The 11,917-nt window shown below is 69.9% G+C and carries 11 protein-coding genes; all 11 read left to right on the forward strand.

Features of this window, described 5'->3' with window-relative positions; all coding sequences use genetic code 11:
* The 11 genes from VFJ21_12775 to nuoL all read left to right on the forward strand — a co-directional run bounded on the left by VFJ21_12775 (position 1) and on the right by nuoL (position 11,916).
* On the forward strand, positions 1–570 hold the full coding sequence (locus VFJ21_12775) for an NADH-quinone oxidoreductase subunit B family protein (protein HET7407993.1): 570 nt from the start codon (positions 1–3) through the stop codon (positions 568–570).
* Positions 567–1,220: an NADH-quinone oxidoreductase subunit C gene (locus VFJ21_12780; GenBank protein HET7407994.1), complete on the forward strand. Its 654-nt coding sequence runs from the start codon at positions 567–569 to the stop codon at positions 1,218–1,220. Before VFJ21_12775 ends, VFJ21_12780 begins: the two co-directional genes overlap by 4 nt.
* Positions 1,217–2,518, forward strand: coding sequence for an NADH-quinone oxidoreductase subunit D (locus VFJ21_12785; GenBank protein HET7407995.1), 1,302 nt, complete (start codon positions 1,217–1,219; stop codon positions 2,516–2,518). Before VFJ21_12780 ends, VFJ21_12785 begins: the two co-directional genes overlap by 4 nt.
* Positions 2,518–3,174 (forward strand): NADH-quinone oxidoreductase subunit NuoE, encoded by a 657-nt coding sequence (gene nuoE, locus VFJ21_12790; protein HET7407996.1) that lies wholly within the window; start codon positions 2,518–2,520, stop codon positions 3,172–3,174. Before VFJ21_12785 ends, nuoE begins: the two co-directional genes overlap by 1 nt.
* Positions 3,171–4,475 (forward strand): NADH-quinone oxidoreductase subunit NuoF, encoded by a 1,305-nt coding sequence (gene nuoF, locus VFJ21_12795; GenBank protein HET7407997.1) that lies wholly within the window; start codon positions 3,171–3,173, stop codon positions 4,473–4,475. The genes nuoE and nuoF overlap by 4 nt, the downstream gene beginning before the upstream one ends.
* Positions 4,475–6,928 carry an NADH-quinone oxidoreductase subunit G gene (locus VFJ21_12800; GenBank protein ID HET7407998.1) on the forward strand — a complete coding sequence of 818 codons (2,454 nt, stop codon included), beginning with the start codon at positions 4,475–4,477 and terminating at the stop codon, positions 6,926–6,928. Before nuoF ends, VFJ21_12800 begins: the two co-directional genes overlap by 1 nt.
* On the forward strand, positions 6,925–8,220 hold the full coding sequence (gene nuoH / locus VFJ21_12805) for an NADH-quinone oxidoreductase subunit NuoH (GenBank protein ID HET7407999.1): 1,296 nt from the start codon (positions 6,925–6,927) through the stop codon (positions 8,218–8,220). The genes VFJ21_12800 and nuoH overlap by 4 nt, the downstream gene beginning before the upstream one ends.
* Before the next feature lies 1 nt (position 8,221).
* Positions 8,222–8,839 (forward strand): NADH-quinone oxidoreductase subunit NuoI, encoded by a 618-nt coding sequence (gene nuoI / locus VFJ21_12810; GenBank protein ID HET7408000.1) that lies wholly within the window; start codon positions 8,222–8,224, stop codon positions 8,837–8,839.
* Positions 8,836–9,612, forward strand: a complete 777-nt coding sequence (locus tag VFJ21_12815) for an NADH-quinone oxidoreductase subunit J (GenBank protein ID HET7408001.1) — start codon at positions 8,836–8,838, stop codon at positions 9,610–9,612. The genes nuoI and VFJ21_12815 overlap by 4 nt, the downstream gene beginning before the upstream one ends.
* A 52-nt stretch (positions 9,613–9,664) precedes the next feature.
* Positions 9,665–9,964, forward strand: coding sequence for an NADH-quinone oxidoreductase subunit NuoK (gene nuoK, locus VFJ21_12820; protein HET7408002.1), 300 nt, complete (start codon positions 9,665–9,667; stop codon positions 9,962–9,964).
* A 62-nt stretch (positions 9,965–10,026) separates the two neighbouring features.
* Complete coding sequence (gene nuoL, locus VFJ21_12825) at positions 10,027–11,916, forward strand: NADH-quinone oxidoreductase subunit L (protein ID HET7408003.1); 1,890 nt, start codon at positions 10,027–10,029, stop codon at positions 11,914–11,916.
* The last annotated feature ends 1 nt before the right edge of the window (position 11,917 follow it).

The following is an 11,917-nucleotide window of genomic DNA, read 5'->3' on the forward strand; positions in this document are numbered from 1 at the left end:
ATGGGCATCGAGGAAAAGCTGCCGAGCGGCTTCCTGCTCACCACCGTCGAGCAGGCGGTGGGGCTGGCCCGCAAGAACTCCGTCTGGCCGGCGACGTTCGGGCTGGCCTGCTGCGCGATCGAGATGATGGCCACCGGGGCCGGTCGCTACGACCTGGCGCGCTTCGGCATGGAGCGCTTCTCGGCGACGCCGCGGCAGGCCGACCTGATGATCGTTGCCGGTCGGGTGAGCCAGAAGATGGCTCCCGTGCTGCGGCAGATCTACGACCAGATGCCCGACCCGAAGTGGGTCATCGCGATGGGCGTCTGCGCGTCCAGCGGCGGCATGTTCAACAACTACGCCGTGGTGCAGGGCGTCGACCACGTCGTACCCGTCGACATGTACCTCCCCGGCTGCCCGCCGCGGCCGGAGATGCTGATGGACTCGATCCTCAAGCTGCATGACAAGATCCGCACCGGCCCGCTGTCCGGCAAGCTGCCGCCGACGAAGATCGGCGAGTCGCCCTACCTCAAGCCGATCGAGCGCGACACCGCCCGCTCGGCCGGCACGCCGCTCGGTGGTGCCGCATGAGCGAGGGTCCGGTAGAGCGGCACGGCGCCTTCGGGGTCCAGGGCAGCGGCGACACCTCCGGCTTCGGCGGCCTGGTCGTCCGCGGTCTGCGGCCGGCGTCGTCGCCACGGCCCTACGGCGGCTGGTTCGACGAGGTCACCGACACGCTGGAGCGGGTGGTGCCCGACTTCGGCGACGCGGTCGAGCGGGTCGTCGTCGACCGGGGAGAGCTGACGCTGCACCTGCGCCGGGAGCGCCTGCTCGACGTCGTACGCCGGTTGCGTGACGACCCCGCGCTGCGGTTCGAGATGTGCAGCGGCGTGTCCGGCACCGACTACCCGAACGACCCGTCCGGCCGCCGGCTGCACGCGGTCTACCAGCTGCTGTCGATGACCTATCGCCGCCGGTTGCGGCTCGAGGTGTCGGTCACGGTCGACGACCCGCACGTGCCGTCGGTCGTCGAGGTCTACCCGGGCGCCAACTGGCACGAGCGCGAGACCTGGGACTTCTTCGGCATCATCTTCGACGGCCACCCGGGGCTGACCCGCATCGAGATGCCCGACGACTGGCCGGGCCACCCGCAGCGCAAGGACTACCCGTTGGGCGGCGTGACCGTGAAGTACAAGGGCGCCCAGGTGCCACCGCCGGACGAGCGGAGGGCTTACGCATGAGCGAGGCGACACAAGAGCGCGTCTTCACCGTCGGCGGGGGCGACTGGGACACGATCGTCGAGAGTGTCGACCCGCTGGAGGCCGAGCGGATCGTCATCAACATGGGCCCGCAGCACCCGTCGACGCACGGGGTGCTGCGCCTGGTGCTCGAGCTCGAGGGCGAGACCGTCACTCAGGCGCGGGTCGTCATCGGCTACCTGCACACCGGCATCGAGAAGAACACCGAGTACCGCAACTGGGTGCAGGGCGTCACGTTCGTGACGCGCATGGACTACCTGTCGCCGTTCTTCAACGAGACGGCCTACTCGCTCGCGGTCGAGAAGCTGCTCGGCGTCACCGACCAGATCCCCGAGCGGGTCAACGTGATCCGCGTGCTGATGATGGAGCTCAACCGCATCGCCTCCCACTGCGTGTGGCTGGCGACCGGTGGCATGGAGCTCGGCGCGATGTCGATGATGCTCTACGGGTTCCGTGAGCGGGAGATCATCCTCGACATCTTCGAGATGATCACCGGCCTGCGGATGAACCACAACTACGTGCGGCCGGGCGGCGTCTCGCAGGACCTGCCACCCGGCGCGGTCGAGAAGATCCGCGAGTTCCTGAAGATCATGCCGGAGCGGATCGACGAGTACGACAAGCTGCTCACGGGGCAGCCGATCTGGAAGGCTCGGCTCAAGGGCACCGGTTACCTCGACGTCGCCGGGGCCGTGGCCCTCGGCGTCACCGGGCCGATGCTGCGTGCGGCCGGCCTGCAGTGGGACCTCCGAAAGGAGATGCCCTACTGCGGCTACGAGACCTACGACTTCGACGTGCCGACCCACCCGGACGGCGACAACTTCTCCCGCTACCTGGTGCGGATGCAGGAGATGCGCGAGTCGCTCAAGATCATCGAGCAGGCGCTCGACCGGCTGCGGCCCGGACCGACGATGATCGCCGACAAGAAGATCGCCTGGCCGGCGCAGCTGGCTCTCGGTCCCGACGGGCTGGGCAACTCCCTCGACCACATCCGCCACATCATGGGTACGTCGATGGAGGCGCTGATCCATCACTTCAAGCTGGTGACCGAGGGCTTCCGGGTGCCGCCCGGGCAGGTCTACCAGGCGATCGAGTCGCCGCGCGGTGAGCTGGGCGTGCACATGGTCAGCGACGGAGGCACCCGGCCCTACCGGTGCCACTTCCGCGACCCGTCGTTCACGAACCTGCAGGCCGTCTCCGCGCTCTGCGAGGGCGGCATGGTGGCCGACGTCGTCGCCAGCGTGGCGAGCATCGACCCCGTCATGGGTGGAGTGGACCGCTAGTGGCACTGAGTGAGAAGACGCGGGCGGAGGCCCGCGAGATCATCGCGCGCTACCCGCAGCCGCGCAGCGCGCTGCTGCCGATGCTGCACCTGTGCCAGGCCGAGGAGGGTTACGTGACCCCCGACGCCATCGCGCTGTGCGCCGAGGAGCTCGGGCTGACCAAGGCGGAGGTGGCCGCGGTCGCGACGTTCTACACGATGTACAAGCGCGAGCCGGTCGGCGACTACCACGTCGGCGTCTGCACCAACACGCTGTGCGCGGTCATGGGCGGTGACGCGATCTTCGCGGCGTTAAAGGAGCATCTCGGGGTCGGCAACGACGAGACGACCGACGACGGCAAGGTGACGCTGGAGCACATCGAGTGCAACGCCGCCTGCGACTTCGCTCCGGTCGTGATGGTCAACTGGGAGTTCTTCGACAACCAGACGCCGGAGTCGGCCCGCCAGCTGGTCGACCGGTTGCGGGCGGGCGACCCGCCGATGCCGACCCGCGGCGCGACGCTGTGCACCTGGCGGGAGGCGGCGCGCGTGCTCGCGGGCTTCTACGACGGCCGGGCCGACGAGGGTCCCTCGGCCGGTCCCGAGACCCTGGTCGGGCTCAAGCTCGCCCGCGAGCGCGGCGACAGCGCACCCGCCATGGAGAGGGGTGCGGAGTGAACCTCACGCCTGTGCTGTCGGCCAACTGGGACCAGGAGCGCTCCTGGACGCTGGACGCCTACGAGGCGCAGGGCGGCTACCAGGCCGTGCGCAAGGCGCTGGCGATGGAGCCCGACGCCGTCATCCAGCTCGTCAAGGACTCCGGCCTGCGCGGTCGTGGCGGCGCCGGCTTTCCCACCGGCAACAAGTGGGGCTTCATCCCCCAGGGCGACGGCAAGCCGCACTACCTCGTGGTCAACGCCGACGAGAGTGAGCCCGGCACCTGCAAGGACATGCCGCTGCTGCTGGCGAGCCCGCACACCCTGCTCGAGGGCATCGTCATCTCGTCCTACGCGATCCGTGCCAACCAGGCCTTCATCTACGTGCGCGGCGAGGTGCTGCACATCGTCCGCCGGCTGCAGGCCGCGGTCGCGGACGCCTATGCGAAGGGCTACCTCGGCAAGGGCGTCTTCGGCACCGGCTACGACCTCGACGTCGTCGTGCACGCGGGCGCGGGTGCCTACATCTGCGGCGAGGAGACCGCGCTGCTCGACTCGCTCGAGGGCTATCGGGGGCAGCCGCGGCTGCGCCCGCCGTTCCCGGCCGTCGCGGGCCTCTACGCGAGCCCGACGGTCATCAACAACGTCGAGTCGATCGCCAGCGTGCCGGCCATCGTGGCCGGCGGGGCCGACTGGTTCCGCAAGATGGGCACCGAGAAGTCGCCCGGCTTCACGATCTACTCGCTGTCCGGGCACGTGACCCGGCCGGGCCAGTACGAAGCCCCGCTGGGCGTAACCCTGCGCGAGCTGCTCGACCTGGCCGGCGGCGTACGTGAGGGTCACCGGCTGAAGTTCTGGACTCCCGGCGGGTCGTCGACGCCGCTGCTGACGGCCGAGCACCTCGACGTGCCGCTGGACTACGAAGGCATGCAGTCGGCCGGCTCGATGCTCGGCACCAAGGCGCTGCAGATCTTCGACGAGACCACGTGCGTCGTGCGCGCCGTCCAGCGCTGGACGGAGTTCTACGCCCACGAGTCCTGCGGCAAGTGCTCGCCCTGCCGCGAAGGCACGTTCTGGATGGTGCAGATCTTCGACCGGCTCGAGCGCGGCACCGGAACCGAGGAGGACATCACCACGCTGCTCGACGTGTGCGACAACATGTTCGGGCGGGTGTTCTGCGCACTCGGCGACGGCGCGACCAGTCCGGTCGTGTCCTCCATCCAGTACTTCCGAGACGAGTTCGTCGCGCACTTCGCCGAGCGCGGCTGTCCCTTCGACCCGACGGCGTCCACGCTGTTCGCCGCCGCAGGAGCACGCGGCTGATGACTGTCACCTCGACCAGCGCGTCCAACGGCGAGGGCGGGCTGCCCGAACGCCCGGCCGACCACGTCACGGTCACGATCGACGGCATCGAGATGTCGGTGCCGAAGGGCCTGCTCGTCATTCGCGCCGCCGAGCAGATCGGCGTCCAGATCCCGCGCTTCTGCGAGCACCCCCTGCTGGACCCGATCGGCGCCTGCCGGCAGTGCCTCGTCGAGGTGGAGGGCCAGCGCAAGCCGCTCGCCGCCTGCACGACGACGGTCACCGAGGGCATGATCGTGCGCACCCAGATGACCTCGCCGGTGGCGGAGAAGGCGCAGGCCGGCAACATCGAGTTCCTGCTGGTCAACCACCCGCTCGACTGTCCCATCTGCGACAAGGGTGGCGAGTGCCCGTTGCAGAACCAGTCGATGGCCAACGGCTACGCGGAGAGCCGCTTCCACGACGTCAAGCGCACCTACCCGAAGCCGATCGCGATCTCCAGCCAGATCCTGCTCGACCGCGAGCGCTGCGTGCTCTGCACCCGCTGCACGCGGTTCGCCCAGCAGATCGCCGGTGACCCGTTCATCGAGCTGTTCGAGCGCGGCGCACTCGAGCAGGTGGCGATCTTCGAAGAGGAGCCGTTCGAGTCCTACTTCGGCGGCAACACCGTGCAGATCTGCCCGGTCGGCGCGCTGACCGGCGCGTCCTACCGGTTCCGCGCCCGCCCCTTCGACCTCGTGTCGACGCCCAGCATCTGCGAGCACTGCGCCTCCGGCTGCCAGCAGCGCACCGACTGGCGTCGCGGCAAGGTCATGCGGCGCCTCGCCGGTGACGACCCGGAGGTCAACGAGGAGTGGAACTGCGACAAGGGTCGCTGGGCGTTCACCTACGCGTTCCACGACCGGGTCACCGAGCCGCGGGTCCGTGACGACGAGGGATACCTGCAGCCGACGTCGTGGAGCGAGGCCCTCGCCGCCGCTGCGCAGGCGCTGACCGCGGCGGGTCGCCGGGTCGGGGTGCTGACGGGCGGGCGGCTGACCGTCGAAGACGCCTACGCCTACGCGAAGTTCGCCCGCGTCGCACTCGGCACCAACGACATCGACTTCCGGGCCCGCCCGCACTCGGTGGAGGAGCAGAAGTTCCTCGCCGCCCGGGTCGCCGGTCGCTATCTCGACGTGACCTACGCAGACCTCGAGGACGCACCGGCGGTGCTGCTCGTCGGCTTCGAGCCCGAGGAGGAGTCGCCGATCGTCTTCCTGCGGCTGCGCAAGGCGTCGCGCAAGGCGCTGCAGGTCTTCTCGATCGCGCCGTTCGTCACGCCCAGCGTCACCAAGACCCGCGGTCGCCTGCTGCAGGCGGTCCCCGGCGACGAGGCGCGCGTGCTCGCGGCGCTGTCGGGGGCCGACGCGTCGGCCGCCGGCGAGCACGGTTCCGCGGCCGCCGACGCGCTGCGTACGCCGGGAGCGGTGATCCTCGTCGGCGAACGGATGGCCCGGGTCCCGGGCGCGCTGACCGCGGCGGCCCGGCTCGCCGACGCCACCGGCGCGAAGCTCGCCTGGGTGCCGCGGCGGGCCGGGGAGCGAGGCGCCCTCGACGCGGGTTGCCTGCCCGACCTGCTGCCCGGCGGCCGTCCGCTGGCCGACGCAGACGCGCGCCGCCAGGTCGCCGACTGCTGGGCCCACGACGTGCCGGCCGAGCCCGGCCGCGACGCCACCGCCATCCTGCAGGCCGTGCTGGCGGGCGAGATCGACGCGCTGATCGTCGCCGGTGTCGATCCGGCCGACACCCCCGACCCGCAGCTGTTCGACGCGGCGCTCGACGAGGTGCCGTTCGTCATCAGCATCGACCTGCGCGAGAGCCCGGTCACCCTGCGTGCCGACGTCGTGCTCCCCGTCGCGCCGGCGGTCGAGAAGGGGGGCACCTACCTCGACTGGGAGGGGCGGGTCCGCTCGTTCGAGCCGACGCTGCGCGGCACCGGTGCGCTGCCCGACTTCCGCGTGCTGCACACGCTCGCCGAGGAGATGGGCCTCGACATCGACACGCCCCACCTCGACGCGATCCGCGACCAGATCCGCGCGCTCGGTGCTTGGAACGGCGCCCGGCCCGCCGGCCCGAGCGTGGCCGCGGGCGCACCCGCGCGCCCCGGCGCCGGGGAGGCGGTCCTTGCGACCTGGCACTGGCTGCTCGACGACGGGCGGCTGCAGGACCACGAGCCGCACCTGGCGGGCACCCGGCGGCAGCTGCGGCTGCACCTGTCCCCGGCCACCGCGCAGCGGCTCGGCGTCGCCGCCGGTGACCCGGTGACGGTGAGCACCGACCGCGGGTCGGTCACTGCGCCGCTGGTGCTCGCCGACCTGCCCGACGACGTCGTCTGGCTGCCGACCCACTCACCCGGGTCGCACGTGCGCGAGCAGCTCGGGGCGGACCACGGCGGCGTCGTACGCCTCAGCGCCGACAAGGGGGTCACCGCATGACCGGCGCGATGCTGCTCGCCGCGCACAGCCAGGAGGTGCCCTCCTTCGGGCCCGACCCGTGGTACGTCGTGCTCGTCAAGTGCATCGTCGTCTTCCTGTTCCTGGTGCTGACGGTGCTGTTCATGATCTGGGCGGAGCGCCGGGTCGTGGCGCGGATGCAGCAGCGGCTGGGCCCCAACCGGGTCGGCCCGTTCGGGCTCGTGCAGGGTCTGGCCGACGGCATCAAGCTCGCACTGAAGGAAGACCTGATCCCGGCGATGGTCGACAAGCCGGTCTACGTGCTGGCGCCGATCATCTCGACGGTGGCGGCGCTGTCGGCGTTCGCCGTCATCCCGTTCGGCGCGACCGTGTCGATGTTCGGCCACCACACGCATCTGCAGGTCACCGACCTGCCGGTGGCGATCCTCTTCATCCTCGCCGCGTCGTCGTTCGGGGTCTACGGCATCGTGCTCGGCGGCTGGGCGAGCGGCTCGGTCTACCCGCTGCTCGGCGGCCTGCGCTCGGCGGCGCAGGTCATCAGCTACGAGGTCGCGATGGGCCTGTCGTTCGTCGCGGTCTTCCTCTACAGCGGCTCCCTGTCGACGTCACAGATCGTCGGCGCGCAGCACAGCCGGTGGTTCTTCTGGGTGCTGCCGGTGTCGTTCATCATCTACGGCATCTCGATGGTCGGCGAGACCAACCGCGCACCGTTCGACCTGCCGGAGGCCGAAGGGGAGCTCGTCGGCGGCTTCCACACCGAGTACTCCTCGCTGAAGTTCGCAATGTTCTTCCTCGCGGAGTACGTCAACATGACCACGGTCTCCGCGCTGATGGTCACGATGTTCTTCGGCGGTTGGCGACCGTTCTGGCCGTTCTCGCTGTGGGACGGCGCCGACAGCGGCTGGATCACGATCCTGTGGTTCCTGATGAAGCTGTTCACATTCCTGTTCATCTTCATCTGGCTGCGCGGCACGCTGCCGCGGATGCGTTACGACCAGTTCATGCACCTGGGCTGGAAGTGGCTGATCCCCACGGCGCTGGTGTGGCTGATGGTCGTCGCTGCGGTCCGGCAGTACAGCATCGAGGGCCTGTCGCGGACGTCGCTGATGGCCTACATCGGCATCCCGCTGGCCATCGTGCTGCTCGCGGTCGCCGTGTGGCCGGCGCGCAGGGACATCCGCGAGCTCCGCCAACCCGACGACCTGGTCGAGGACCAGTCGTCGTTCCCGGTGCCCGACCTGGACCTCGTGTCCGGTGGCCGGGCCGCCGGGCGCGACACGGTGACGACGACCGCGGAGGTGACCGGTGCCTGAGCTGCCCGACTTCCTCAACCCCATCAAGGGGTTCGGGGTGACCTTCGCGACGATGTTCCGCAAGGTCAACACCGAGCAGTACCCCGAGGAGAAGCGGCCGTCCGCGCCGCGCTACCACGGCCGGCACGTGCTCAACCGTCACCCCGACGGTCTGGAGAAGTGCGTCGGCTGCGAGCTGTGCGCCTGGGCCTGCCCGGCCGACGCCATCTACGTCGAGGGGGCCGACAACACCCCCGAGGCGCGCTTCTCGCCGGGCGAGCGCTACGGCCGCATCTACCAGATCAACTACCTGCGCTGCATCTTCTGCGGGCTGTGCATCGAGGCCTGCCCGACCCGCGCGCTGACGATGAGCAACGAGTACGAGCTCGCCGACGACAGCCGCAGCGACCTCATCTTCACCAAGGAGCAGCTGCTCGCGCCGCTGCTGCCCGGGATGGAGCAGCCGCCGCACCCGATGCGGCTCGGCGACGACGAGCAGGCCTACTACGACGGGACCGGCCTCGCCGCCTCCGCGGTCCCCGGCGACCCCGACATCGAGGGGCGGCTCGACCCAGAGCAGGCCACCGGCACGGGCCCGACGATGCGGGGCGCGTCCTCCGGATCCGGAGCCGACGCATGACCGGCGTCGCGCTGCACCTGGCCTCCGGTGGCGCGGGCACGAGTGCCGGCGAGGCGGCGCTGTTCTGGATCCTCGCGCCGATCGCGTTCGTCGCCGCGATCCTGCTCGTGACGGCGCGCAGCGCCGTGCACGCGGCGCTGTTCCTTGCGATCGACATGTTGTGCCTGGCGGCGTTCTACGCCGCGCAGGACGCGCCGTTCCTCGCGTTCGTGCAGGTGATCGTCTACACCGGCGCGATCATGATGCTGTTCCTGTTCGTGCTGATGCTCGTGGGCGTCGACTCGAGCGACTCGTTGATCGAGACGATCCGGGGGCAGCGGCCGGTCGCCGTCCTCTTCGGCCTCGGCATCGTCGTCCTGCTGATCGCCGCCATCGGCTCTGCGGTCATCACCGCGCACCCCGGCGGCCTCGCGCAGGCCAATTCCGACGGCAACGTGACCGGCGTCGCCAACCTGCTGTTCGACCGCTACATCATCGCGTTCGAGGCGACCAGCGCGTTGCTCATCACCGCCGCGCTGGGCGCGATGGTGCTGGCGCACCGCGAGCGGCTGGTGCGCAAGCTGTCGCAGCGCGAGCTGATGCTCGCGCGGTTCCGCCCCGGCGGCACCCCGTCACCGCTTCCCGGTCCCGGCGTCTACGCCAACCACGACGCGGTCGACACCCCGGCCCTGCTGCCCGACGGCAGCATCGCCGAAGGCAGCGTGCCCGAGATCTTGCAGGTCTCCGGTGCCCGGCCGCGGGTCGGCGAGGTCGAGAAGGAGCTCGACAAGTGACGCACCCCACGAAGTTGCTCGCCGGCGCTCACCACTCCGCGGGGGCCTCGCGATGAACGTCGACTACTACCTCTTCCTGTCGGCCGTGCTGTTCACGGTCGGCGCCACGGGGGTCCTGCTGCGGCGCAACGCGATCGTCGTCTTCATGTGCATCGAGCTGATGCTCAACGCGGTCAACCTGACGCTGGTCACGTTCTCGCGGCTCAACGGCACGCTCGACGGTCAGATCATCGCGTTCTTCGTGATGGTGGTGGCCGCCGCCGAGGTCGTGGTCGGGCTTGCCATCATCATCACGATCTTCCGCACGCGGCGCTCCGCGTCGGTCGACGACGCCAACCTGCTGAAGTACTGACGCGAATGGACGCTGTGAGCAACGTCGTGAGTCATGCTGCGCCGTACGCCGCCGCGCACGGGATCTACGACCTCACCGTCGTACTCATCCTGCTGCCGATCGTCAGTGCCGCGGTGCTGCTGCTGTCGGGCCGTCGCGGTGACAGCTGGGGCCACCGGCTCGGCGTGGCCGCTCCGCTCGGCTCTTTCGTCATCGCCCTGGTGCTGCTGGTGTCGCTGCTCGGCGAATCGGCGCACCACCGGCAGTTCGACCAGATGCTCTTCCACTGGATCCCCAGCGGCTCGCTGCACGTCGATGCGGCGCTGCTGCTCGACCCGCTGTCGATGTGCTTCGTGCTGCTCATCACCGGCGTGGGCTCGCTGATCCACATCTACTCGGTCGGCTACATGGCCGACGACCCCAACCGCAAGCGGTTCTTCGCCTACCTCAACCTGTTCGTCGCGGTGATGCTCCTGCTGGTGCTCGCCGACAACTACCTGCTGCTCTACGTCGGCTGGGAGGGCGTCGGCCTCGCGTCGTACCTGCTCATCGGCTTCTGGCACTACAAGCCGACCGCGGCGACCGCGGCCAAGAAGGCGTTCGTCGTCAACCGCGTCGGCGACATGGGCCTGTCGATCGCCATCATGCTGTTCTTCGCCGACTTCGGTTCGGTCAGCTTCAGCGACATCTTCCAGGCTGCCGGGCACACGCACCAGACCACGCTCACCGCGGTCGGCTTCCTGCTGCTGCTCGCCGGCTGCGCCAAGTCGGCGCAGTTCCCGCTGCACACCTGGCTCGCTGACGCGATGGAGGGCCCGACCCCCGTCTCGGCGCTGATCCACGCGGCGACGATGGTCACCGCGGGTGTCTACCTGATCGCCCGGTCCAACCCGATCTTCGACGGCGCACCCGACGCGCGGATGGCGGTGGCCGCGGTCGGCGCCCTGACGCTCGTCATCGGTGCGCTGATCGGCCTGGCCTACGACGACATCAAGCGGGTCCTCGCGATGTCGACGATCAGCCAGATCGGCTACATGTTCCTCGCTGTCGGCCTCGGCCCCATCGGCTACGTCTGGGGCATCTTCCACCTGCTGACCCACGGCTTCTTCAAGGCCAACATGTTCCTGGGCTCCGGCTCGGTCATGCACGCCATGAACGACCAGGTCGACATGAGACGTTACGGCGGGCTGCGCAAGGTCATGCCGGTCACGTTCGTGACGTTCGGCATGGGCTACCTCGCGATCATCGGATTCCCGGGCTTCGCGGGATTCTTCTCCAAGGACAAGATCATCGAGTCGGCGTTCGACCTCGGCGGGGTCGAGGGCCTGGCACTCGGGTCGGTCGCGCTGCTCGGCGTCTTCCTCACCGCGTGCTACATGACGCGGCTGATGATCATGACGTTCTTCGGCGAGCGCCGCTGGACCGACGACGTGCACCCGCACGAGTCGCCGAAGGTGATGACCGTGCCGATGGCGATCCTCGCGGCCGGTTCGGCGCTGGCCGGCGGGGTGCTGCTCATCGGCAACGGCCTGTCCGACTGGCTCGAGCCCGTGCTCGGCAAGCCCGCCGAGCAGGGCCTGCACACGATGTCGCCCTGGGTGCTGACCGTGCTGTCGCTGGCGTCGATGCTCGGCGGCATCGCGGCGGCCTACTGGCGGGTCTACCTGCGGCCGGTGCCGACCACCGCGCCGGTCGCAGTCAGCGGCGCCACGGTGGCTGCCCGCCGCGGCCTCTACTTCGACGCGTTCAACGAGTCGGTGATCATGCGGCCCGGCCAGTACCTCACCCGGGCGCTGGTGTTCTTCGACGGGCGCGGCATCGACGGTGCGGTCAACGGCACCGCCGCGCTGATCGGCGGCACGTCGTCACGCAGCCGGCGCATCCAGAACGGCTTCGTCCGCTCCTACGCGCTGTCGATGCTCGGCGGCGCGATCGGCATCGCGGCCGCCCTGATCCTCGTGACGGTGGGCTGAC

It is taken from the genome of Mycobacteriales bacterium (genome assembly GCA_035690485.1).
Taxonomy (GTDB): Bacteria; Actinomycetota; Actinomycetes; order JAFAQI01; family DASSKL01; genus DASSKL01.